This is a genomic window from Alkalihalobacillus sp. BA299 (assembly GCF_017745675.1).
GTDB lineage: Bacteria > Bacillota > Bacilli > Bacillales > Bacillaceae_F > Alkalihalobacterium.
This window is the reverse complement of the sequence record NZ_JAFLJM010000007.1, coordinates 56,213-81,030: the sequence shown is the minus strand read 5'-3', so window position 1 is coordinate 81,030 and position 24,818 is coordinate 56,213. Positions and strand designations below refer to the sequence as shown.

The following is a 24,818-nucleotide window of genomic DNA, read 5'->3' as shown; positions in this document are numbered from 1 at the left end:
TTGAGCGTAAATTCATCAACTATTAGAAAATTTTATCCGTAGTTGCTCTTTGTTAATTCTTCTTCCTTTAATAGTCTTCTAAGCACCTTTCCTGCCCCTGTCGCAGGCAAGCTTTCTTTAAACTCTATATAACGTGGATATTTGTATGCCGCCATATGTTGTTGGCACCAGTTCATCAGCTTATTTTCCGTCACTTTTCCAACCGCATCTAGCTTTAGCACGACAAATGCTTTAACAGCTTCACCTTTTTTCTCATCAGGAATGCCAATAACAGCTACTTGAGCAACAGCAGGATGTTCCATGACTAGTGCTTCAACATCTTCAGGGAAAACGCTGTATCCTGAAACTTTAATCATTTCTTTTACCCTACCTTGAAAGTACAAATAGCCTTCTTCACTAACACATCCAATATCACCGGTATAAACCCAACCGTCTTTTAGCGTTTCATTCGTTGCGTCAAGACGCTTCCAATATCCTTTAAATACACCCGGATTTTTTATAACAATCTCACCTGATTGACCTATTGGCAATTCTTCTTTTGAAGTCAAATCTAAAATTCTAATTTCGGTTTCAAACGTCGGAATGCCGCAGCTTCCAAACACAACCTTATCTACTGGCATAAACGTATCACAAGTATGGGTTTCGCTTAGACCGTAGGCTGCTTCAAACAATAGACAACCACCTGTAACTGATTTCCATTTGTTCGAAAGCTCTTCTGTGACAGGTGTACCAAAGCTTGTTGCTAAATTTATCTTTAAAGATGTTAGATTTCGCTTTTGTATATTAGGGTATGTTAATAATGCGGCATTCATCGGTGCAATACTGTACCACATCGTCACCTTATTCTTTTCTATCGCTTGTAATACTGCTTCAGGGTCATAACGAGTAAGTAAAACACAAGGATTATTAGTATAAACTGGAATATTTACCCCCATAACCATGCCAGCAATATGACACAGTGGCATGACAGACAACCATGTATCATCGGCTTTTATCCCATAAGCATGGACTGAAGCAGCTGTTTTAAATAAAGCGTTTTCATAAGTGAGCATAGCTCCTTTAGGGCGTCCTGTCGTACCAGAAGTAAATACCATTAGACAAACATCTTCTCGAAGGTCCACTTTAGGTTTAGAAAACTCCTCTAAATCAGTATTAAAAATAAACATCAAGTCAGTCGTACCATCAGGTGTTTCTTTTTTTAGTAGTAATTCATCTGGTAATGGTAAATCAGGGGACGATGGTAGAAATTCAGCATAATTTGTAGTAATAACAAACTGCAGTGATGCAGCACTAACGCTTTTTAAGTTAGGATATAATTCCTGAGCTGCAATAACCGCTTTAGCTTCAGTTTCATTCAATAAATACTCTAGCTCTGATGATTTAAACATTGGATTTAATGGGCATACAATGGCTCCTACTTTTTGTACTGCGTAATGAGAGAATATATATTGAGGACAATTTTGCATGTATAAACCAACTCTATCTCCTTTTTGTACTCCAGCTGCAATTAAGTAGTTTGCTAGCTTTTCTGAATATTTATCTACTTCACTCCAGGTAATGTTTCTTCCATAATATATATAAGCAACCTGGTGCGGTGTTTCGATTGCGTTTTGACGTACATAATCATGTAACGGTTTTTTTCCATACCGATAATGGATTGATTTTGAAACCCCTTCCGGCCAATTTTCCAACCAAACTTTTTCCATTAAAGACCCATCTCCTTTATTGTTTAATTCAAAAGAAAAAGTTCACCATAATCTTTGTCTTCTCCATCTACTTTTTAGAACCCTGTAGGCCAACCAGCTAAAAGTCTCTTACTTTTCCCCCCATCTCGATGGCATGCATATTCAATGGTTTGACATAAGATTTTTCGGGTATCACGAGGGTCAATGATATCATCAATATAGTATTTTCCTGCTGCTTTATATGGTGAACTATCAAACTCCCATTTCGCCAATAACTCTTGCCGTGCTTCTTTAGGGTTTTCAGATTGCATTAGTTTTCTACCATATACGACATTAATCCCTACTTCAGGACCTGTAAAATTAATTTCTGCTGTTGGCCACGCAAAGACAAAATCACCTCCCATCGTCGGTCCACACATATTTCCATAAGCCGCACCAATACTTTTTCGAAGAATAATTGAAATTTTAGGAACTGTCGATCTCGCCAGCGCCTGATTCCAAACCATAATTTTTGTAGGTATTCTTTTCTTTTCAGCCCCACTACTTACTCTAAAGCCTGGAATATCATGTAAAAATATAATGGGTAAATGGAACGAATCACATAGACATATAAAATCCGTTGCCTTGTCACATTCGTCAGAACCACTTGAACCTGCAAACTGAATCGGTTGGTTAGCAATAATTCCGACTGCTCTTCCGTTCAAACGAGCTAATCCTGTAATTAAGGATTTACCAAACATGGGCTTTAGTTCAAAAAAGTAACCATCATCTACGATTGCCTTAATCACTTTTTTCATATCATAAGCCCTCGTCCTTCGAGTTGGTACAAGATCGAGTAGTTCTTCAATCTGCCTGTTTGGATCATCACTTGATCGGTTTACAGGTGGTAGATCATTTTGATGAGATGGTAAAAAACTGAAAAACTCTTTCATTGCAGCTATCGTTTCTTGTTCATTATCACCTGTATGATCAACCTGCCCTGTCAATGCAGAGTGAATTTTCCATCCCCCTAATTCCTCTAGCTCGACCTGTTCTCCTGTTGCTATCTCTAACATTCTCGGACCTGCAACGGCCATACAGCTTCCTTTAACCTGAGAAACAAAGTCAGAAGATACCGCCATCCAAGTAGGTCCACCGAAACTATCGCCAAAAATTCCTGTCACCATTGGGACTTGACGACTTACTGTCAGTAAACTTTCTGGAAACAGTTTATCACTTATACCGTCTGATCCCATTCCATCTGGCATCCTTAACCCCCCTCCCTCTGCCAAATTGAAAATGGGTAAGCCTCGCTTAATCGCATAGTCATGGATCATATGTGACTTGCGTAAATGAACGGCACCTTCTGTTCCTGCCATCACTGTTTTGTCAATTGCTTCAACAACAACCGGCCTGCCGTCTATTTTGGCTAGTCCACAAACAATTCCATCAGCGGGCGTCTTCTCTTCGTATCCTGGCACATCAGAGTGTGCCAGCATTCCTAACTCTAAAAATGAATTGAGATCTACTAGTTTTTCTATACGTTCCCTTGCAGCTAATTGGTTGTCTAGTTTTTTCTTTTTTTCGCTAAACTCTAGTGAACGTCGCTTTCTATCTTGCAATTCACTAATGTATTGCTCCATATTTACTTCTTCCATTTATTTTTCTCCTTTCATTTTTAATGACAAATCTTTTTCCATTTTCTTTGATTTAAAAACTGCAAGAGAATAGCAAATTGGAATCGCGGGTGGCCCACTATTCTCCATGGTTCAATCGGTGATTGGTTATAAAAACTTGATAGTATCTTTGATAATAGCTGCTTTGATTTGGGAGTGAACGTAATTGAGAGATAACTGATTCCTTTCAAATGTTTCCGCGTATCTATTAAAGTTGAGAAAAACCTTGTTAACGGATCAGCTGATACATAGATAATAGAAAATTCGAGGTCATTTACATTGTAGATGATTTGTTCATGCGTAGAATCGTAGATATATATTGGTGGCTTTTTTGATTTTTCAAATTGAATATGTTCAGAGATTAATATTTTTTCGAGAAGATCTGAAACTTCTTTTTGAGTTAAACCGACATAAGCTTCCCATTTATTTCTATAAAATGATAACAAGCCGCACCTCCTACTTCATATACCAACCGGTTAGTATCCACAGTACATATATTAATCTAAATTTTTAGAATTTTCAACTATTAATATTATATTTAGTTAAACAAGTTATGTTTATGTTCTACTATTAATGCATCATAAGGAAGAAAAATAGAGAAAAACAAGGCTAAAAAATAGCCTCGTTTAATATTAACCGATCTTTTGTGTTAACGGTTCCTCATTCACTCTCATTCTTTGAACAAATACTGCTCCGACAATAATCGCTATTGCAATTAGATCCATCGTCCAATTTGAATTAATGAGACATAGTGAAGCTACTATTAACAGTATCCGAACAAAGATGTTGGCACTTTTCTTTGCAAACCACCCTTGAACGGCTGCTGAAAGTAAGTAAATACCAACTGCAGCTGTAATACACGCTACAGCTATACTTAACCCAGTACCTTCCATCAGAAGTTGCGGACTATAAATAAACATAAACGGTACGATAAATGCTGCAATTCCTAGTTTAAAGGCTGTTACACCTGTCTTAAATGGATCTGTTCCAGCAACACCGGCTGCAGCATAAGCCGCTAGTGCAACTGGTGGTGTAATCGCAGACATTACAGCATAATAGAATACGAACATATGAGCAAAAATCGGTTCAATTCCAATTTGGATTAAACCAGGAGCAACAACTGATGCTGCTACCGCATAGGCTGCAGTTGTCGGCATTCCCATTCCTAAAAGAATTGAAATACCCATTGCAAATAGTAATGCTAAAAACATGTTGTTATCAGCAATTCCTAGTAACATCGAACTAAAACGTAACCCAACTCCAGTTAACGCAATAACACCTACGATAATACCTGCACAGGCACATACTGCTAGTAATTGAATTGTATTTTTCATCCCTAGTTCAAGAGCATGAAGTACTTTCTTCAATCCCATTCGCGTAGATGGATGAATCCAGCTTACAACAAAACAAGCAAAAATAGCGACAGTCCCTGAGCGAATAACTGAGTATCCAGCTAATAAAGCTCCAATTAATAAAATGATTGGGATAAATAAATAAGCTTGTTTTAAAATTCCCTTTAATGAAGGAAGCTCTTTACGAGATAATCCCTTCATTCCATTTTTTAATGCTTGGAAATCTACCATAAAATATACAGATAAGAAATACAAAAGTGCTGGAATTGTAGCAGCAATAATAATCTCAGAATAAGGGATACCTGTAACCTCTGCCATAATAAAAGCACCAGCACCCATAATTGGGATCATAATTTGTCCACCTGCTGAAGCAGTTGCCTCAGTAGCAGCTGCAAAGCGACCAGAATATCCTACTCGTCTCATTAATGGAATTGTTAATGAACCAGTTGCTACAGCATTTCCTGCAGATGTTCCATTCATCATCCCCATTAAACCACTTGAAATAACTGAAACTTTTGCAGGGCCACCACGCATGCCACCTGCTAATGAGAATGAGAAGTCAATAAAATATTTTCCTACTCCGGACAATTGAAGAAATGCACCAAAAATAATAAATAGTAAAATATATTTTGAAGAAACATCGAGAGTTACACCAAATACACCATCCATACCAAAGATGTAAGTGGCAAAACGACCAAAGCTATAACCATTATGATTTAAAATCCCAGGTAACCATGGCCCAGCAAATACGTATAGGATAAAAATACCAGCTAATATCGGGAGTGTCCAACCACTTGTGCGTCTAGTTAACTCTAATACGATGATTAATCCTAATACAGCAACAATTGTATCCTGTGTTTGCGGCATAACCCCAAAACGGAATAATAACGCTGAAACATTTGTGTAAATATAAAAAGATACATAGATTGTTGCTCCAATTAACAACCAATCAAAAATATTAACTTTTTTACTGGATTTCCAACTTTTAAATAGAATGAAACCTAATATTGCACCTAATGCTAAGTGAATACTTCTAAATACCCAAGGTTCAATTGGGTGTAAATTTAAAACATAAAGATGAAAGAGTGCACCAACGATAGCGATCGTCATAAAGGTGTACTTCAACCAGCCTGTTAATTCACGGTGATGAGATGCACCATCGACAGCTTCTTCTAGCTCTTTTGCTTTTTCTTCGCTGACAACTGCTTTTTGCTCTAAGTCTTTGAGATCTTTACTCATAGCTTTTGCCCTCCTTAATTTTTCTACCATATTAGAACTTCCTTATAGAGGATCTATCATCTATAAACGGTATTCAAAAGACTACCTCTTCCTAAGAGATGGCCTTTTGAATAACAATTATTAATAATCTATATATGAGGCTGACATCTTGTGGCAGCCTCATCGCTTACAATACGATTTACAAAAACTTCTCTCTATTTTTGATATTCCGGTGGATAAACGGATTCAGGAAGCTCAATACCGATTTCCTCATAATAACGAATTGCACCTGGGTGTAATGGAAGCGAATCGTTGAAAAGGATTGCTTCTGCTACAGCCTCTTCTGCAGAAGAGTGTGTAGTTTTTAATAAATCCTGGTTCTCATGATAAGCTTTTACAAATTCATAAACGAACTCTGGATCCATTTCTTTGTGCACAATACCAAAGTTGAATTGGGCAATAGTTTCTAGATCTTCTTCCAACTGATTGTATGTTCCAGCTGGAATTGTAAACGGATAGAAAAACGGATACTTTTCAATAACTAGGTCGCGTTTCTCCCCATCAATACCAAAGAAGTTTAATTCACGTTGTGCTTCAACTTCAGATACTGCAGAAATTGGAATACCAGCAGCGAAACCAATTACATCTAATTGACCATCCATTTGTTGGCTTGTCATATCACTTGCACCTGCTTGAACTGAAGTAACGTTTAATCCTAGTGCTTCATGAATTAATGGTAAATATGTGCCTGAAGTACCACCTGAAGGTCCAACACCTACACGTTTACCGTCCATATCTTCTAAAGACTTGACACCGCTGTTCTCAAGTGCCCACCAGTGGAAAGGTGTTGTATACATTGGAAATGCTACGCGAATATCTGTTAATTTTTCGCCACCTGTCCATTCACCTGTACCATTGTACCCTTCATAACCAGGTCCAAGAGTGACCATTCCGATATCTTGCTGTTTACCATTGACTAATTGCATATTATGAACGGGACCACCAGTTACCTCTACGTTAGCTGTTACTCCAAATTCGCGTTCTAATAAAGAAGCTAAACCACCACCATAGATGAAGTAAGTTCCACCTTGAGATGCTGTTCCGATTACAACAGTTGACGGACGTTCACCATAATTAACTTCTACTTCTTCTGATGCATCAGCTTGACCTCCATCATTTGCTGGCTCACTACTTGAGTCACTTCCACAAGCAGCTACAAACGCTAAGCTTAAACTTGCTACTGCAGTTAACATTGAACGTTTTAAAAATTTTCTCATATCTGCTCCCCCTTATTTTTAATATATAATGTTTTCTTACAATTCTAAGTATAAAGCGCTTTCATTAGTATGTCATAATTAAAACTTAATGTTCTTTTTGGTCTTTTTGGTCTTTTACATAATCTTCAAAATAACCTTGAACAGCCCATAAACAAACACATACAAAAGAAAAAAGACTGAGTTATAAACTCAGCCTCTATTGGTACCTTTAATTATTTTCCTTGTAATTTAATTACCTCTTTCATCAATTCATCACCAATGATTTGTCCATATTTATCATAAATCGGTTTTAAAGCCTGTCTCCATATTTTTTTTTCACTTTCGGTCTGGTAGTGAATTTCTAATTGTCCACTATTTTCGATTCGATACAACATCTCATCATTGATTACTTTAGAGTGTTCACGTAACCACATCGTTACTTCATTCATTGCTTCTATAATGCTATTTTGATAATCAACCGGAAGCGTATGAAAAAAATTACTATTCATTAAAACTGCATAACCTAAGTAATTATGATTACTCACCGTCATATACTTTTGTTGTCGGTAAAAGCCTTTAGAATAAATATTAGATAATGTATTTTCAGTTCCATCGACAATACCAGTACTAAGCACATTATAAACTTCATTAAAAGAAAATAAACGAGGTTTAGCATCTAACACACGGTACGTATCCACTAATGCCTCACTTGGCATAACACGAACAGAAAGCCCTTTAATATCTTCAGGTTCAACCACAGGTCTAATATTATTTGTAAACTGCTTAAAGCCATTATCCCAAAAAGCAATACCATGTAAACCATAGTCTCCAATACTTTCAAATAGAAGTTCTCCAATTCTTCCATTAAAAGCAGCCTCAACCATTTGTTCATTTTGAAACACATATGGTAAATCCATAACGAGCCATTTACGATCAAGTACACTAACTTCAGAAAGTGCAGGTGCAATAATGTGAATATCATTTCTCATAAGTGCATCAAATTCATCTTGGGCTTCATATAGCATCGCATTGGGAAATACTTGGACTTCTACCCATCCGTCTGTTTTTTCTCTTACTAATTGAGCAAACATGGATGCAGCAAGTCCCTTTGGTGTATTTTCAGCTACCACATGACTAAATCGCAATAAATATTTTTCATTTAAACCTTCTAATTCTTTATCTATTGCTCGAGGCTTTGGTTGCTCTTGAAAACCAAACCCAATATAATAGGCTGTCAATATCCCTACTAATAGGAAAGAACAAATGGTAATTAACCCCTTCATAATGCCCTCCTATTGTTTCAAACGATATAGTTGAATAGGCCGACCAATTGTACCATATGTCAATTCCATTTCGACTTGTCCAACTGTTTCTAAATAATTTAAATACCGGCGTACTGTAACCCGAGCTAACCCGACCTCATTACCAATTTCCTCTGCAGATTTTGCAGTGTTCATACTTTTTAGGTAGTCATTAACTTGATTTAATGTGTGTTCGTGTAAACCTTTTGGCAAACTAACGTCTTGTTTTTTATTTTGTTGAATGATAATATGGTCTAACTTTTCCTGTGAAACTTTATCCATATAATTTAATTGTTTATATACATTTTTATATTGTGTTAACGCTTTTTCCAATCGCTCAAAAGTAAACGGTTTAACAACATAATCCAACACACCATGGCGTAATAGCGTTTTTACTGTTTTAGTATCATTTGCAGCCGTAACTGCAATAATGTCAACATCTACTAACTCTTGTCGAAGCTGTTTGATAAGTTCCACTCCATCTTTTCCAGGCATATACACGTCTAAAAGGACTAAATCTGGATTAAGCTTTTCAATCTGTTTTCTTCCTAATTCTCCCGAGGAAGCTACACCAATTACTGAAAAACCATTGACTTTCTCAATAAACATCCGATTGACTTCTTGAACCATCGGATCATCTTCTACTAATAATACTTGAATAAGATTATTCTTATCACGCATAGCCATTCCCCCTCTTTAAAGGTAGTGTAATGGAAATAGTCGTTCCTTCATTTTCCTCACTATCAATATCGATTGTTCCGTTGACCCGCTCAACAATCGATTGAATAAGAAATAACCCAATTCCCCTGCCTTCTTTTTGTTTCGTTGAAAACCCTCTTGAAAATACTTTTTCTTGAATTTCCATTGGAATTCCAATCCCATTATCAGAAACTTGAATGAAGAGTTCTTCTTCTAACTCCTTAATTAACACATAAACCGATTTTGAGTCTATTTCTGAATCTATCAATGCGTCATAACTATTATCTATTAGGTTGCCAATAATGACGACAAGGTCGTGATTTGTAATTCCTTCAGGATAATTTACAAAAGAACTTGCTTTATTTATTTTTAGTGAGATGCCTATTTCTTTCCCTCGGCTTACTTTTCCTAATAATAAACCAGCAATGCTATCATCATGAATTTGTTGCATGAGTATATGTGAAAGAGCATCTTGTTCATCTTTTAATTCAAAAATATATTCGAGTGCTTTACTTCCTTGATTAAGCTGAATAAGTCCAGCAATCGTATGAAGTTTATTTGAATACTCATGATTTTGAACTCTCAATGCATCTACAAAGGCTTGTACACCCGTTAACTCTTTAGCTAACCGATTGACTTCCGTTTTGTCTTGAAAAATAGCGACTGCACCTATTGTTTTTCCGTTATCTATAATAGGAATTCTATTACTTAAAATAGCACGGTTTTGTACATAAAATTCTCGTTGATAAACAGGTTCACCTAGAGCTAATATCTCAGGTAAACGTGTATCAGGAATCACTTCGGAAATCTGTTTTCCAATTACATTTCCTCTAACATTTAACATCATCTTCGCAGATTCATTAATTACTGTTATCTTTTCAAATTCATCTATGGCTATTACACCATCATGAATCGCATTAAATGTCGCTGTTCTTTCTTCAAGAACGCGTGCTAATTCATCTGGCTCCATTTCAAAGGTTTGTTTTTTAATATGATTAGCTAATAACCAGGCACCCCAAAATCCAAATAAGGTCGTTATTAATGTAATGAGAATCGCAGTCTGACTATATTCATAAATAATATCAGTAAGTTTAGGAAGGACACTCCCGACAACTACCACTCCTATTTGCTGCCGATCTCTATTTTTAATAGGGACAAATGCTCTTACTGTTTCTGTTCCGTCCTCTGCTGTTGCTTTTGAAGTATATATATGTTCTGAAAATGCCGCATTTTCATCCCCACCTGTAAATACTGTTCCTAAACGTCCTGGAATCGGGTGCGTTAAACGTACACGCTCCATATTCAAAATCACAATATAATCATGGTCATTAATAATCCTAATACGCTCAATTACTGGTTGTAATATATCCGATGCACTTTCTTCTTCAATACTATTTTGAATGGTTTGGTTCTGCGCCACCAATTGAGCAGTATGCATTGCACGTTGTGATAGCTCTTTTTCTTTATTTTCAAGACTGTATCCTAATAAGATGATACCGATAATTATAAGAGAAAAAGCAACGATGCCAAAAGCTAATCCTGTAATTTTCCAACGAATAGGTAATTGTAATAACGCTTTCAAGATAATCTCCATTCGACTTTATTCAACATATTATTCCTTATACTATATCATACATACCGTCCATTCTCATCTGAAAATAATAAAGTGAAACTTCATTCAGTAGAAGTTTTCCTCAATTCTCACAAATGTTTCCTCAAAGACTTGAAGTAGGGGGCTTAGCGCCAGTTAAACGGGATAATATAAACAAATACCTGACAAGAGATCTCTTTAACAAAGAAAAAACCTGAAGAAATTAATCTTCAGGTTCAATATGTAATATATATGGCGCGCCCACCAGGATTCGAACCCAGAACGCGAGAGCCGAAATCTCGTGTGATATCCATTTCACCATAGGCGCGTTTTTTAGCGACAGAATTATTGTATAACATGAATACTTAAATGTCAACATACTTTAATAAAATTGGAAGAAGCCTATTGTGATAAAACCTACACGATATATAGATGTTGGTCTACTAATAAGACATTCATCAATATATCGTGTATTTTTCGAGGGTTTAATCTTAAAATGTTATTATCCTTGGTTAACCTCAACAGGACCTTCTTCAAACATCTTCTCAAACCGTTCATTAATTTGGTCATCATTATAACCAAACTTATGTAGTCTAACAACAAAATTCTTTGCCCATAGTTCTGTACGTTGTGTCATTTTCTTATATTTTTTTACTAATGCACCTTTTGATTCTTTTGATCTCGCATCAGCATTTGACATTAAATTTTCAACAATGAATAATGCTTTCCAAACTTCATCTTCATTGAATTGTTCACTTCTTTCACTAAGGACATCTAATACTTTTTTATAGTATTGGTCGAATTCTTCAAAAGAAATCTCTTCATCCATATTTAAATACCCTTGTATTTGGTTATACAACTCTTCCATGTTGACACCCTTCCTAATCATATTCGGGTATTATTATATCACATTTCCATAATAGAAAAACACGAAATACCGCCAAGTGCAGTGAAAGTGACTATCTTTTCTTCATTAAAACCCTTTAATGAAATTAAAAGTTCTAGGCTGACTTATAGCGTCAGCCCCATAGTGTTAGCCACAAAATTGATCGAAAGCAGCTTCTAATTTTTGAACAACTTCAATTGGTTCATGTCCTTCAATTTCATGACGCTCAACCATCATTTTAATTTCGCCGTCTTTTAATAAAGCAAAGGATGGTGAAGATGGTGGATATCCTTCAAAAAATTCTCTAGCACGTGCAGTCGCTTCCTTATCTTGACCTGCAAAAACAGTAACAAATTGATCTGGTTTTTTTTCATAATTTGCCATATACGCTGCTGCTGGCCGAGCAATCCCACCTGCACACCCGCAAACAGAATTTACCATTACTAACACAGTTCCTGTTTGTGAAAACGCCTGATCTACTTCTTCAGGTGTAGTCAGTTGCTTATATCCAGCATTGACCATGTCTTGTCTTGCCATTTGAACAACATCGTTCAAAAAATTAAATTGCATTATTTATCACTCCTTGATGTTGTTAAGTCTGTAATTATTTTACCCGTTTTTTTACGAACAACCAACTAAAACGCATTACAATTCCTATAAAAAATGAACGAGGATTTCTCCCCGTTCATTTTTCCTATTGTAATACTATTCGTAACGCTTCAATATTTTTTCTCATCAAACTAAAGTAGTCTTCATTATTATCAATGTCTTCTTGAACTAATGCCTCTAAATTATGAATAAAAACAGGCTCTGCACCTACTTCATCTTTCACAACTTCTGCCACGTTAGATGTGAAGTTTTGTTCAAAAGCTACATATTGAATATTATGTTTTTCCGCAAATTGAATGATCTGCTCTAATTGTTTTCGTGTCGGCTCATTTGTTGGTGATAATCCAGAAATCCCAATTTGGTGTATTCCATACCGATGTTCCCAGTACCCGAATCCTGCGTGAGAAACGATAAATGTATCGTTTGCAACTTCATCTACCATTGCAGAAAATTCTAAATCAAGTTGTTCTAACTCTGCTTTCAATTCGTGAAAATTAGCTTCAAAAACGTCTTGTTGTTCTGGTAATAACTGGCCAAGAGCATTTTTGATGTTTTCTGCTAATTGAATAGAAAGTATAGGATCTAGCCAAACATGTGGATCCCCTTCTTCATCACCATGCTCGTCATGCGCGTGATCTTCATGCTCTTCTTCATCACCATGCTCGTCATGCGCGTGATCTTCATGCTCTTCTTCATCGCCATGCTCGTCATGCGCGTGATCTTCGTGCTCTTCTTCATCGCCATGCTCGTCATGCGCGTGATCTTCGTGCTCTTCTTCATCGCCATGCTCGTCATGCGCGTGATCTTCGTGCTCTTCTTCATCGCCATGCTCGTCATGCGCGTGATCATGGTCATAATCAATTAATTCAATCCCATCGATTGCCTTAACCACTAATACATTTTCATTAGCAACTGTATCAATAATTGCATTAGCAAACCCTTCCATTCCAGCACCATTGTAAATAAACAAATCACTTTCTGCCAAACTAATCATTTCCCGTGCTGTTGGTTCATATGTATGAGCATCTCCACCAACCGGAATTAAATTAGTGACATTGACGAACTCTCCACCTATTTTATTTGTAAAATCTTCTAGCGGAAACAACGTTGTATATATCTCTATTTTTTCCACTTCTTCTACTACTTCTTCTTGTACATTTTCTTCAGGCTTCTCTTGTCCTCCGCAGGCAGCTAAAAAAGACGTAGTTACTAACATGCCTGCAAACAAGCTCGCTTTTATTTTTTGCATTAGAATCCCCTTTCGTAATCATTACGTTTTCCGATTATAAATTATAACGTAACAATTCCGCTTTGTAAACAAGAAAAGCACAAGCGCCCGTTTAGCGGTGTATGGACTGGAGCCCCACCGTATGAGATAAAGGAAACACGGCAAGTGCTAACGAGCCGATGTTGACTTATCGTAAGGAGGAGGAGCGAAGTCCACTAGACGCTGGGCGCTGAAGCTAAACAAGAAAAGCGCAAGCGATCTCGAGCCGATGACATCTGCAGCTAGACAAAAAGCTGACTATAAAGTGTATTAACCTCAAGATATACGATATATAGTGTAACAACGTACAATATATATCGATGAACATCTTAAAAGGTCGATGACACTTTTTAGTCAGCAAAACTTAAATTAATTTATCATCGCTAATCTTTTCTTATACATTTTGTTTAAGTTTTTTTGTTGTTGGAAAACTTTTGGCAAAACTTTTTTTAATGCTTTTTCATTCCGCTGTTCAACAGCCTGAACAAATAAATTTTGAAGCTCTTCATGTTTTTTATACCATTCTTCGTCAATAACATCCCCATGCATCAGTTGCCCATTTTTCATTGCTTCTGAAAGTTTTCTTTTAAGCACAGCTTGTTCTTTACTTATTTCTCGCCAAGCATCCACATATTCAGGTGCATACTTCTCAGCTAACAATTCATAATACATGTTTAAATGAGCAGCAAAACCGTTATTCATCATTAAACATGTGTGTGTACAACATTTTTCATCTTTTTTCTGTTGACTCTCAAATTCAAATGCATATGTAACATTTTGACTACTGATCAATGTTAATACTGAAAAAACACACGCTAAACTGAATGATAAAAATTGTTTCTTTGTCAACTTTAACACTACTCCTTTTTCATTAGTATCACGTGTATAATACCCATTTCTATATCATTTATTCGAAAGTGCCTGCTATTTTACAAGAACTTACTTTAGGAGCTTTATTTTTCACTTTGTATAAAAAAGGCTCTTTGCTAAAAGATTGTTACTTTATGTTCGAAAACGGTCTAATAGCAACAGGGTCTACGAAAACAACCATGTAAAAAAGAGTGCCGGAGCACCCTTTTCAAAATTTAATAGATCGATGTAGTTTCTTTCCCCATTTTCTCTAGCTTTTCTTTAACTCTCGCTAGGAAGCGTCCGCAAACTAAACCATCCAGTACACGATGATCTAAAGATAAACAAAGGTTAACCATACTACGTACAGCAATCATGTCATTTTCCATAACGACAGGACGTTTGACAATTGACTCTACTGATAATATCGCAGCTTGAGGATAGTTGATGATCGGAGTTGATAAAACAGATCCGAAAGAACCTGTATTATTTACCGTAAATGTACCACCTTGCATATCTGCTCCAGACAGCTTTCCTGTGCGAACTTTTTCAGCTAATTCATTGACTTCACGAGCGATACCTTTAATATTTTTTTCATCAGCATGCTTAATAACAGGTACAAATAATGCATCATCTGTTGCCACTGCAATTGAAATATTAATGTCTTTCTTTTGAATAATTTTATCGCCTGCCCACATTGAGTTAAGCTGTGGAAATTCTTTAAGAGATTCAACAACCGCTTTAATAAAGAACGGTAAAAATGTTATATTAAATCCTTCTTTTTGTTTAAAATCTTTTTTAACTGAGTTACGGAAATTGACTAAGTTTGTTACGTCCACTTCTACCATAGTCCACGCATGTGGTGCTTCATGCTTACTTCGCACCATATTCGCTGCGATCGCTTTACGCACACCAGATACAGGTATTTCAATATCCCCAGCTGCTACTGGAATGTCAATTGGAGCTGTTTCTTTTGCCGGTTTAGGTGCAGATGTCGGCTCTACTTTTGCTTCTACTTCCTGAGCAGATGGAGTTTCAGATTTCGCTTGTGGAATATCGGCACTTTCAATTACAGCAAGAATATCTTTTCGTGTAATTCGTCCACCTTTACCAGACCCACTCACTTGTTCAAGATCAATATCATTTTCTTGTGCTAAGCGTAGAACCGCAGGGGAATAGCGCTTTTTCTGAGATTGGTCACTATCTTTTGTTGCCTCAGGGGCCACAGAAGAATTTTCTTCTACTTTATTTACCTTCTCTTCAGCTGCCGGGGCTGCACCTTCTACTTCAATTGTACAAATGACATTTCCTACTGCTATCGTTTCATCCTCATCAGCAACCAATTCTTTTATAACACCAGTAAATGAAGACGGCACTTCTGCATTTACTTTATCTGTCATTACTTCAGCAATTGGATCGTACTTGTTCACCTTATCTCCTGGTTTCACAAGCCATTTACTAATTGTACCTTCTGTTACACTTTCACCTAGTTGGGGCATTGTAATTTCTGTCGCCATGAATGAACCTCCTTTTCTTAGAATTCTGCTAAGTCTCTCATTGCTTTTTCAACTTTATCAGGATTGATCATAAAGTATTTCTCCATCGTTGGTGCATACGGCATTGGAGGTACATCCGGACCTGCTAACCGATTTATTGGAGCATCTAAATCAAATAGGCACTCTTCTGCGATAATCGCAGAAACCTCACTCATAATGCTACCTTCCTTATTATCTTCTGTTACTAAAAGGACTTTACCTGTTTTCTTAGCCGCTTCCACGATTGCTTCTTTATCTAAAGGATAAACCGTTCTTAAATCAAGAATATGTGCAGAAATTCCGTCCTTGGCTAATTTCTCAGCTGCTTGGAGGGCAAAGTGAACCGCTAGTCCATACGTAATTACGGTAATATCCTCACCTTCACGTTTTACATCTGCTTTACCAATCGGTAATGTGTAATCTTCTTCCGGCACCTCTCCTTTAATGAGGCGATACGCACGTTTATGTTCAAAGAACAATACCGGATCGTCATCTCGGATGGCTGCCTTAAGTAACCCTTTTACATCATAAGGAGTAGACGGCATGACAATTTTTAAGCCCGGTACAGAAGCAAACATTGCTTCTACTGACTGCGAATGATAAAGAGCTCCATGAACGCCTCCACCGTAAGGCGCACGAATCGTCATTGGACAAGTCCAATCATTATTTGAACGATATCGAATTTTTGCTGCTTCACTTACAATTTGGTTTACCGCCGGCATAATAAAATCAGCAAACTGAATTTCTGCAACAGGTCTCATACCGTACATTGCAGCACCAACTCCGACTCCAACTATCGCCGATTCAGCAAGAGGAGTATCAATGACTCGTTGTTCTCCAAATTGGTCATATAAACCTTTTGTTGCCCGGAATACTCCACCGCGTGCACCAACATCCTCTCCTAGTACAAACACTTTAGAATCCCGTTCCATTTCTTCTTTTAACGCTAATGTAACTGCATCAATGTATGAAATAACTGCCATTGCTTCTCCCCCCTATTCTCCGTACACATATTTCATGGCATATTCTGGTTCAGCATATGGAGCTTGTTCTGCATATTCTGTCGCTTCATTAACTAACGCCATGATTCGATCATTGATTTCCTTTTCTTTTTCTTCTGTTAATAAATCTAAGCCTTTTAAGTACTCCGCAAAAGTATATATAGAATCCTTTTTCTTTGCTTCTTCAACCTCTTCTTGTGATCGATATGTGCGGTCATCATCATCACTAGAGTGAGGTGTTAAACGATAAGATACGGTTTCAATAAGAGAAGGCCCATCTCCTCTTCTACCACGATCAGCCGCTTCTTTCACTGCCGCGTAAACTGCTAGAGGATCATTCCCATCCACTGTGACACCTGGCATCCCATAACCAATGGCTCGATCGGAAACTTTTTCACAAGCTAATTGTTTCTCAATTGGAACAGAAATCGCATACTTATTATTTTCACACATAAAAATAACTGGAAGCTTATGAACCCCTGCAAAGTTAGCTCCCTCATGAAAATCTCCTTGGTTAGAAGACCCCTCACCAAATGTTGTAAACGTGACAAAGTCTTTCCCTTCCATTCGACCACCTAAAGCAATTCCTACAGCATGTGGAACTTGAGTAGTTACAGGAGATGAGCCAGTAACAATCCGATTTTTCTTTTGTCCAAAGTGTCCTGGCATTTGACGACCACCTGAATTCGGATCTTCCGCCTTAGCAAAAGCAGACAGCATTAAATCCTTTGCAGTCATTCCAAACGTCAAAACAACCCCCATATCACGGTAATATGGTAAAATATAGTCATTTTCACGATCTAGTGCGAAAGCAGCACCTACTTGAGCTGCTTCTTGACCTTGACATGAAATAACGAATGGAATTTTTCCTGAACGATTTAATAACCACATTCGCTCATCTATTCTACGAGCGAGTAGCATCGTTTCATACATTTCTAATACCGTATCATCAGATAAACCTAGAGCTTGATGACGATTTTCTGTCATGGAAATCCCTCCTATTATGAATGAATCGCTTTTCCTTCAACAGCTAATGCTGCTTCACCAATGATTTCAGATAGCGTCGGATGTGGGTGAATGGTATGGGATACTTCCCAGTTTGAAGCGTCTAAGACTTTAGCAATTGCTGCCTCAGAAATCATATCTGTTACATGAGGTCCAATCATATGAACACCAAGTAAATCATCTGTTTTTTCATCAACTACTAATTTAACAAAACCATCACTTTCCCCAAATACAAGTGCTTTACCAATTGATTTAAATAAAAATTTCCCTGTTTTCACCTTAAATCCTTTGTCTTTTGCTTCCGTTTCAGTTAAACCAACAGAGGCTACTTCAGGATGACTATAAATACACTTAGAAACCGTATCATAATTAATAGGGTCAGGAGTTAGACCGGCAATATGCTCAACAGCAACAATACCTTCATGTGATGCAACATGAGCAAGCTGTAAACCACCAATTACATCTCCAATCGCATAAATATGCGATTCCTTTGTTTGATAAAATTCATTGGTTAGTATAATGCCATTTTCAACTTGAATGTCTGTATTTTCTAATCCAATCCCTTCCACATTCGCTGCTCGCCCGACAGATACTAGAATCTTTTCTGCAGTAAATATTTTTTCTTCACCTTTATGTTCTGCCTTAATAGTAACACCATTAGCTTTTTCAAGTGTTTCTGGAAGTACTTTTGCCCCTGTAATAAGCTTAATACCTTTTTTCTTCATTAGACGCGCAGCTTCTTTTGAAATTTCATGATCTTCAGTCGGTAAAATTCGATCACTGTATTCAATAACTGTAACTTCAACTCCGAAATCTGCAAGCATTGAAGCCCATTCGATACCAATGACACCTCCACCAACAATGATCATTGATTCCGGGAGTTCTTCAAGCTGCAAGGCCTCATCTGAAGTTAAAATGTGCGTTCCATCTACTTCCATACCAGGTAATGTTCTAGGTCTTGAACCCGTTGCAACAATGACATTCTTCGGGACTAACATTTCATTTTCCTCGCCATTATTCATTTCTACAGAGATCGTTCCTGGAGTTGGCGAAAAAATTGATGGGCCTAAAATACGCCCTGTGCCTTCATATATATCTATTTTTCCTTTTTTCATAAGATGTTGAACCCCATTATGGAGCTGATCAATAATGGTTTGTTTCCGTTCTTGGACTTTTAGAAAGTTGAGTGAAACATCGCTCGTTTCCACTCCAAAATCACTTGCTCGCTTTGTTGTTGCAAAAACTTCTGCACTTCTTAATAATGCTTTTGAAGGAATGCATCCTTTATGTAAACAAGTTCCACCTAGCTTTTCTTTTTCTACTACCGCAGTTTTAAGTCCTAATTGAGCAGCTCGAATCGCAGCAACATATCCACCAGTACCTGCCCCAAGTATGACTAAATCGTATTCATGAGCCATTTACTTACCTCCTATTATTCCTAATTCGCCTATCCTATTTCCACTAGGATAATGCTTGGCTAGTTCTTCACTATTTATAACACGAATCGCCCCTTTTGCGAGCGCTAACATCTCATCTTCACCTGGGTAGACGAGTACATCACTAATCCATTCAAGCCTTCTCATAAGCAAGGCTATTAGATGCCGACTAAAAGCCAACCCACCGGTTAACACGATCCCATCTACTCGTCCGAATAGCACTGTACTTGCCGCACCTACTTCTTTAGCAATTTGATATGCCATAGATTCATAGTAAAATATTACTTCTTCATTCCCCATTTCAATTTGACGCTCGATCTCATGCCCGTCTTGAGTTCCAATATAGCTTACTAATCCACCAGATCCAGCCACTTGGTTTAGGGCTTTTTCTTTCGTCATTCCTTCTGAAAAGCATAGATCAATAACCGCCCCTGTCGGTAATGTACCTGCTCTTTCTGGAGAAAAGGGGCCTTCGCCATAAAGCCCATCATTTACGTCTATGACACGCCCCTCTTTATGAACACCAACCGTAATTCCTCCACCCATGTGAACAACGATAAGATTTAAGTCCTCATAACTCTTTCCAATATCTTTAGCTGCTATACGTGCTATTGCTTTCTGATTTAATGCGTGAAAAATACTCTTTCGTTCAATCCCTTGAAGACCTGATACTTTAGCTATTTGATCCATTTCATCCACAACAACTGGGTCAACGATAAACGCTGGAATGTTTAACTGGTTAGCAATTTCAAAGGCGATTAGTCCTCCATAGTTCGAAGCGTGCCAGCCAGAATATCCATTTTTTAAATCTTCAAGTAAGCGGTCATTCATTACATACGTTCCACTCGGAATCGGACGAACTAAACCTCCACGACCGACTACAGCATCTAGTTTTGAAAGATTAATACCTTCTTCATCTAATGTTAATAATACCGTTTGTTTTCTGAAATTGTAATGATCTTCAACGGATATCAACGATTGTATTTCAGCTAAACTATGGTCGATCTTGGTTGTAAACAATGGGGTGTAGCCTTCATAGATTGCAACCTTGGTTGAAGTCGATCCAGGATTAATGACTAAAACTCTCTTGCGACTATCCATCCATTTATTCACCTAACTTATCTACGACTTAAAATATGTTGGCCGTTTTGTAAAAATTGCTTTCTTGAATTTCTCATTCTTCTAATTCGCTCTTCAGCCATACGGTCTGCTGCTAAATACGTTGGAATTTGATCACGGCTGGAAATTTCAATCACTTTTTCAATGTTCTCATATATTCCTTCTACTTTTTTCATTGCTCGATCTCTATTATAGCCATACAACTCATCTGCTACATTAATAACACCACCTGCATTAATGACATAGTCTGGAGCATAGACGATACCCATTTCATGAATGAGGTCTCCATGGCGTGTTTCTTTCAATTGATTATTTGCTGCACCAGCAATCACTTTAGCTTTTAATTTCGGAATTGTTTGATCATTAATAATTGCTCCAAGTGCACAAGGTGCAAAAATATCACAATCCACTTCATAAATATCATTAATATCAACTGCTTTTGCATCGAACTCGTCAACAACTCGTTGAACTGCTTCTTTATTAATATCAGTAACAACTAGCTTAGCCCCTTCTTCATGAAGGTGACGGCAAAGGTTATATGCGACATTTCCAACCCCTTGAACCGCTATTGTTTTCCCTTCTAAAGAATCCGTACCAAACCCAGCTTTAGCAGCAGCCTTCATTCCAACATAAACACCATATGCTGTAACAGGCGAAGGGTTACCTGATGAACCGAAGGCTGGGGAAATACCAGTAACATAATCTGTTTCCTCATGAATAAGATCCATATCTGCTACAGTTGTTCCTACATCTTCTGCTGTAATATATCGACCATTTAGTCCTTGAATGAAGCGTCCAAATGCGCGGAACATTTCTTCATTTTTATCTTTACGGGGGTCACCGATAATAACTGTTTTTCCCCCACCTAAATTTAACCCTGCTGCTGCATTTTTATATGTCATACCACGAGCTAGGCGTAATGCATCCTCAAAAGCAGCTTCTTCACTTTCGTACATCCACATTCTCGTTCCACCTAATGCCGGACCCAATGTAGTATCATGAATAGCAATAATGGCTTTTAGCCCCGATTCCTTATCTTGACAAACAACCACCTGCTCGTAATTATATAACTCCATATATTTAAAAAGTTCCATTCTGTTTCCTCCTATTATACTTGATGTACTAAAACTTTTTCGGTACGAATTGCCGTTAAGGCAAATGCAATTGAGTACAATTTATTTCTTGTTGAATCTGCCCTTGAGGTTAATACAATCGGAGCTTTAGCTCCTGTAATAAAACCGCCCACATTGGCTTTTGCAAAATAAACTAACGATTTATACAGAATATTACCAATTTCTAAAGTCGGTACTAATAATATATCTGCTTCTCCTGCAACATCTCCATTTATCCCTTTACATTCCGCTGCATCTTTTGAGATTGCATTATCTAATGCAAGCGGTCCATCTATGATACAATTTTTGATTTGACCTCTACGGTTCATTTGGGTTAATACCGCAGCATCGACAGTTGTTGTCATATCTGGATTAACTACTTCTACAGCTGCTATTGGTGCTACTTTTGGTAACTGCACTCCGACACTACGTGCAACATTAACGGAGTTCTTAACAATCTCGATTTTCTGTTCGAGTGTAGGTGTGACATTCATTGCAGAGTCTGTAATAAATAACAGTTTGTCATAACTAGGGATATCAAAGGCCGCTACGTGTGAGAACAATTTACCTATCCTTAAACCATAATCCTTATTTAAGACCGCCTTTAAAAGAACAGAAGTAGATACCATCCCTTTCATCAATAAATCGGCACTGCCATTATAAACAGCCTTAACTGCTTCATGAGCTGACTGTTCTTTATTTTCCGTCGGAATAACGTGAACGAATTGTAAGTTAATACATTTTTGCTCGATTAACTGACGAAGTTTTGTTTCATTTCCAAACAGCAAGAAAGACGCAAGGTTTAAACGAACCGCTTCTTCCACAACAGTCATCATTCGTTCATCATCTGCAGCAGCGACTGCAATTATTTTCTTTGGGAAATCTGTCACCCGTGCTAGTATGTTTTTTAATAACATAACTTCTTAACCTTCTTTCTACCTTTCTAAATCCTTATTTGCAAGAACCATGCCAAAACCATCATAAGTGTAAGCGCTTTATATTAGAGTACATTAATAAGAAAAGTCTGCAACTTTTTTCACGACATGAAAATTATTGCATGAAATTTTTTTCAATTTGGTATTTCTCCATTTTATAATATAAATTCCTAACCGACAATCCTAAAGATTTTGCAGTTGCGGTCTTATTCCATTTACAAGCTTCTAAAGTATCGATAATTATTTTGCGTTCAAACTTCTCTACTCGCTGAGTTAATGTCATAGCTTCTAATTCTTGAAATTTCGTCTTTAATTCTATGGTTCCTTTTTCGATAGTGGGTAAATGTTGAAAATGTTTCGTTTCAATTACATGCTCATTTAAACTCATATAAATCATTGCTCGTCCCAAAACATTTTCAAGTTCGCGGACATTCCCAGGCCAATCATACTTATGTATTAGAGCTAGTGCTTCACTTGAGATTTGGTCAACCGCACGTCCATAATCTTGATTTAACTTATGTAAGAGGTGCATACAAAGCTGTGGTAAATCCTCCTTACGCTCTCTAAGTGGTGGAATAAATATCGGCATTTTATTTAACCTATAATATAAATCCTCTCTAAAAGTATGGTCATTCATACCTTTTTCTAAATTTACATTCGTCGCAGCAATTACCCGAACATCAATTGATATTGGCTTTGTACCACCAACCCTAACGATTTCTTTTTCTTGTAATACTCGCAATAGCTTTGCCTGCATATTTCCCGATAATTCTCCTATTTCATCAAGAAAAATGCTGCCTTTATTCGCTTCTTCAAACAAGCCTCGCTTACCGCCGCGCTTAGCGCCAGAAAATGCACCTTCTTCATAACCAAACAATTCACTTTCTAATAACGTTTCAGAAATGGCCGCACAGTTTACTCGAATAAACTTATTATATTTTCGATCACTTTCATTATGTATCGCATGCGCGAATAGTTCTTTACCTGTTCCTGACTCCCCGCGTAATAATATAGTCGCTGGGGTAGTCGCAGCTAATTTTGCTTGTTCGATAGCTACCTTCATCTCTTCTGCATTGCCAATAATATCATCAAATGTATATTTCGCCTCTAATGTACGTATGATTTGTCTTGCTCTTTGCAATTGATCTGTTAATGTTTTAATTTCTGATGTGTCATGAATTACACCAACACTACCCTTCAACTTACCATCAACAATAACTGGTGCAACGTTAACTAAGACGTCCTTTCGTTTTGGGCCGACTTTCAGTTGAACGCCCCTAACTGCTTTCCTCGTTTTCAGTACGTGCATATGCATACTTTCACCTTCATATATGTCAGCTGTTGCTGGTTTACCAATTACATCTTCAGGTTGTAAACCTGTTAACCTAGTATAGGCTGGGTTAATCATAATTCCTAGCCCTTCTTCATCTACAACTGAAATCGCATCATCTGAAGAGTGAATAATCGCTTCTAGCATCGTTTGAATGCTTTTTAAGTTCGTTACTTCCTCTGCCATCTGAACAATTTCCGTAATATCTTTGAATACAGCTAGAGCACCAATCATTTCATCCCCACAAATTAAGGGGACACGTGTTGTAATAATTTTACGGCCGTTATCTAAAAGTTGTTCTTGATTGGTTTCCTCTTTTTTCGTTTGTAAAATTCGAGGTAAGTGACTCGAAGGTAATACATCTTCTACCCTTTGTCCGATTGCCGTTTTTGCATCTATATCTGCCATTTTTCCAGCTGCTTCGTTAAATAACGTTACTTCCCTATCCAAATTGATGGCGATCATTCCATCATGCGTAGAATTTAGTATCGTTTCTTGAACCGTTCCATGTTCTTTCATATAGGATATTAACGTTTCTTTCTCATCAATCAATTGAAAAATAAAGTTTGCTATCGTTCCAGATATAATAGTCGTTGTTTTTGGGCAAACCTCCTTTATTTGTTCAATTAAATTTTCTTGTCCTGTAGCCTCAATGACAATATCCACATTAGGTTGAATTAAATTTCTCCAGTTACTATCCGTTTTAATTTGATTTTTTTGTGCCAATTGAATGCCGGGTGCTTCTAAATTGATATCTGAGACTGCAACGACTTCCATTTTTTTTGTTTCCATTAACAGCTTTAATAGTGCTGTACCGCCTTTTCCTGCACCAATAATAACGACTGATTTCATTTTCTTCCCTCCCTTTTAAGAAAATCTTCCATACACAACTATTACCGAAACTTAGAAAACTTGCAACTGATTACTCGAACGACATGGTATAATAATTTGAAAATAATTATGAAAGGATAACTAGC

At 37.2% G+C, this 24,818-nt stretch carries 20 protein-coding genes and 1 tRNA gene; all 21 read right to left on the bottom strand.

Annotated features, from left to right (window positions below; translation table 11 throughout):
• Window positions 1-32 precede the first annotated feature (32 nt).
• The 21 genes from J0N78_RS11115 to J0N78_RS11015 all read right to left on the bottom strand — a co-directional run bounded on the left by J0N78_RS11115 (window position 33) and on the right by J0N78_RS11015 (window position 24,693).
• Complete coding sequence (locus tag J0N78_RS11115; RefSeq protein ID WP_209123134.1) at window positions 33-1,706, bottom strand: class I adenylate-forming enzyme family protein; 1,674 nt, start codon at window positions 1,704-1,706, stop codon at window positions 33-35.
• A 74-nt stretch (window positions 1,707-1,780) separates the two neighbouring features.
• Window positions 1,781-3,322: an acyl-CoA carboxylase subunit beta gene (locus J0N78_RS11110; protein ID WP_209123133.1), complete on the bottom strand. Its 1,542-nt coding sequence runs from the start codon at window positions 3,320-3,322 to the stop codon at window positions 1,781-1,783.
• 20 nt (window positions 3,323-3,342) lie between these two features.
• Window positions 3,343-3,786 (bottom strand): hypothetical protein, encoded by a 444-nt coding sequence (locus J0N78_RS11105; RefSeq protein WP_209123131.1) that lies wholly within the window; start codon window positions 3,784-3,786, stop codon window positions 3,343-3,345.
• Window positions 3,787-3,972: 186 nt separating this feature from the next.
• Window positions 3,973-5,931: a TRAP transporter permease gene (locus J0N78_RS11100; protein ID WP_209123130.1), complete on the bottom strand. Its 1,959-nt coding sequence runs from the start codon at window positions 5,929-5,931 to the stop codon at window positions 3,973-3,975.
• A 194-nt stretch (window positions 5,932-6,125) separates the two neighbouring features.
• A complete protein-coding gene (locus J0N78_RS11095; protein WP_209123128.1) occupies window positions 6,126-7,187 on the bottom strand; it encodes a TAXI family TRAP transporter solute-binding subunit in 1,062 nt (353 codons plus the stop codon).
• A gap of 212 nt (window positions 7,188-7,399) precedes the next feature.
• Entirely contained in the window at window positions 7,400-8,449 is a 1,050-nt protein-coding gene (locus J0N78_RS11090) for a DctP family TRAP transporter solute-binding subunit (RefSeq protein ID WP_209123127.1), read from the bottom strand.
• Window positions 8,450-8,458: 9 nt separating this feature from the next.
• On the bottom strand, window positions 8,459-9,148 hold the full coding sequence (locus tag J0N78_RS11085) for a response regulator (protein WP_209123125.1): 690 nt from the start codon (window positions 9,146-9,148) through the stop codon (window positions 8,459-8,461).
• Window positions 9,141-10,748: an ATP-binding protein gene (locus J0N78_RS11080; RefSeq protein ID WP_247747251.1), complete on the bottom strand. Its 1,608-nt coding sequence runs from the start codon at window positions 10,746-10,748 to the stop codon at window positions 9,141-9,143. The genes J0N78_RS11085 and J0N78_RS11080 overlap by 8 nt, the downstream gene beginning before the upstream one ends.
• Before the next feature lie 262 nt (window positions 10,749-11,010).
• Window positions 11,011-11,085: transfer RNA gene (locus J0N78_RS11075), tRNA-Arg, on the bottom strand.
• Window positions 11,086-11,259: 174 nt separating this feature from the next.
• Entirely contained in the window at window positions 11,260-11,625 is a 366-nt protein-coding gene (locus J0N78_RS11070) for a hypothetical protein (protein WP_209123121.1), read from the bottom strand.
• 165 nt (window positions 11,626-11,790) lie between these two features.
• Window positions 11,791-12,213, bottom strand: coding sequence for a BrxA/BrxB family bacilliredoxin (locus J0N78_RS11065; RefSeq protein ID WP_209123120.1), 423 nt, complete (start codon window positions 12,211-12,213; stop codon window positions 11,791-11,793).
• 124 nt (window positions 12,214-12,337) lie between these two features.
• A complete protein-coding gene (locus tag J0N78_RS11060) occupies window positions 12,338-13,501 on the bottom strand; it encodes a metal ABC transporter solute-binding protein, Zn/Mn family (RefSeq protein WP_209123118.1) in 1,164 nt (387 codons plus the stop codon).
• 387 nt (window positions 13,502-13,888) lie between these two features.
• Entirely contained in the window at window positions 13,889-14,368 is a 480-nt protein-coding gene (locus J0N78_RS11055; protein WP_209123117.1) for a hypothetical protein, read from the bottom strand.
• A 236-nt stretch (window positions 14,369-14,604) separates the two neighbouring features.
• Window positions 14,605-15,885, bottom strand: coding sequence for a dihydrolipoamide acetyltransferase family protein (locus J0N78_RS11050; protein ID WP_209123115.1), 1,281 nt, complete (start codon window positions 15,883-15,885; stop codon window positions 14,605-14,607).
• Between the two features lie 17 nt (window positions 15,886-15,902).
• Window positions 15,903-16,886 (bottom strand): alpha-ketoacid dehydrogenase subunit beta, encoded by a 984-nt coding sequence (locus tag J0N78_RS11045; RefSeq protein WP_209123114.1) that lies wholly within the window; start codon window positions 16,884-16,886, stop codon window positions 15,903-15,905.
• 12 nt (window positions 16,887-16,898) lie between these two features.
• The gene (locus tag J0N78_RS11040; RefSeq protein ID WP_209123113.1) at window positions 16,899-17,891 is read right to left on the bottom strand and encodes a thiamine pyrophosphate-dependent dehydrogenase E1 component subunit alpha; all 993 of its coding nucleotides are present in this window, start codon (window positions 17,889-17,891) and stop codon (window positions 16,899-16,901) included.
• A 14-nt stretch (window positions 17,892-17,905) separates the two neighbouring features.
• On the bottom strand, window positions 17,906-19,327 hold the full coding sequence (gene lpdA, locus J0N78_RS11035) for a dihydrolipoyl dehydrogenase (RefSeq protein ID WP_209123112.1): 1,422 nt from the start codon (window positions 19,325-19,327) through the stop codon (window positions 17,906-17,908).
• A complete protein-coding gene (buk, locus tag J0N78_RS11030; protein WP_209123111.1) occupies window positions 19,328-20,446 on the bottom strand; it encodes a butyrate kinase in 1,119 nt (372 codons plus the stop codon).
• A gap of 17 nt (window positions 20,447-20,463) precedes the next feature.
• Entirely contained in the window at window positions 20,464-21,558 is a 1,095-nt protein-coding gene (gene bcd, locus J0N78_RS11025) for a branched-chain amino acid dehydrogenase (RefSeq protein WP_209123110.1), read from the bottom strand.
• 14 nt (window positions 21,559-21,572) lie between these two features.
• The gene (yqiS, locus tag J0N78_RS11020) at window positions 21,573-22,493 is read right to left on the bottom strand and encodes a phosphate butyryltransferase (RefSeq protein ID WP_209123109.1); all 921 of its coding nucleotides are present in this window, start codon (window positions 22,491-22,493) and stop codon (window positions 21,573-21,575) included.
• A 133-nt stretch (window positions 22,494-22,626) separates the two neighbouring features.
• Window positions 22,627-24,693 (bottom strand): sigma 54-interacting transcriptional regulator, encoded by a 2,067-nt coding sequence (locus J0N78_RS11015; protein WP_209123108.1) that lies wholly within the window; start codon window positions 24,691-24,693, stop codon window positions 22,627-22,629.
• Window positions 24,694-24,818 lie beyond the last annotated feature (125 nt).

Excerpts from the sequence above, each read along its gene's own strand:
- J0N78_RS11065 (WP_209123120.1), bottom strand. The coding sequence starts at position 12,213 with ATGCAATTTAATTTTTTGAACGATGTTGTTCAAATGGCAAGACAAGAC.
- buk (WP_209123111.1), bottom strand. The coding sequence starts at position 20,446 with ATGGATAGTCGCAAGAGAGTTTTAGTCATTAATCCTGGATCGACTTCA.
- lpdA (WP_209123112.1), bottom strand. The coding sequence starts at position 19,327 with ATGGCTCATGAATACGATTTAGTCATACTTGGGGCAGGTACTGGTGGA.
- J0N78_RS11090 (WP_209123127.1), bottom strand. The coding sequence starts at position 8,449 with ATGAAGGGGTTAATTACCATTTGTTCTTTCCTATTAGTAGGGATATTG.
- J0N78_RS11115 (WP_209123134.1), bottom strand. The coding sequence starts at position 1,706 with ATGGAAAAAGTTTGGTTGGAAAATTGGCCGGAAGGGGTTTCAAAATCA.
- J0N78_RS11060 (WP_209123118.1), bottom strand. The coding sequence starts at position 13,501 with ATGCAAAAAATAAAAGCGAGCTTGTTTGCAGGCATGTTAGTAACTACG.
- J0N78_RS11100 (WP_209123130.1), bottom strand. The coding sequence starts at position 5,931 with ATGAGTAAAGATCTCAAAGACTTAGAGCAAAAAGCAGTTGTCAGCGAA.
- bcd (WP_209123110.1), bottom strand. The coding sequence starts at position 21,558 with ATGGAACTTTTTAAATATATGGAGTTATATAATTACGAGCAGGTGGTT.
- J0N78_RS11110 (WP_209123133.1), bottom strand. The coding sequence starts at position 3,322 with ATGGAAGAAGTAAATATGGAGCAATACATTAGTGAATTGCAAGATAGA.
- J0N78_RS11070 (WP_209123121.1), bottom strand. The coding sequence starts at position 11,625 with ATGGAAGAGTTGTATAACCAAATACAAGGGTATTTAAATATGGATGAA.
- yqiS (WP_209123109.1), bottom strand. The coding sequence starts at position 22,493 with ATGTTATTAAAAAACATACTAGCACGGGTGACAGATTTCCCAAAGAAA.
- J0N78_RS11085 (WP_209123125.1), bottom strand. The coding sequence starts at position 9,148 with ATGCGTGATAAGAATAATCTTATTCAAGTATTATTAGTAGAAGATGAT.
- J0N78_RS11050 (WP_209123115.1), bottom strand. The coding sequence starts at position 15,885 with ATGGCGACAGAAATTACAATGCCCCAACTAGGTGAAAGTGTAACAGAA.
- J0N78_RS11095 (WP_209123128.1), bottom strand. The coding sequence starts at position 7,187 with ATGAGAAAATTTTTAAAACGTTCAATGTTAACTGCAGTAGCAAGTTTA.
- J0N78_RS11045 (WP_209123114.1), bottom strand. The coding sequence starts at position 16,886 with ATGGCAGTTATTTCATACATTGATGCAGTTACATTAGCGTTAAAAGAA.
- J0N78_RS11040 (WP_209123113.1), bottom strand. The coding sequence starts at position 17,891 with ATGACAGAAAATCGTCATCAAGCTCTAGGTTTATCTGATGATACGGTA.
- J0N78_RS11015 (WP_209123108.1), bottom strand. The coding sequence starts at position 24,693 with ATGAAATCAGTCGTTATTATTGGTGCAGGAAAAGGCGGTACAGCACTA.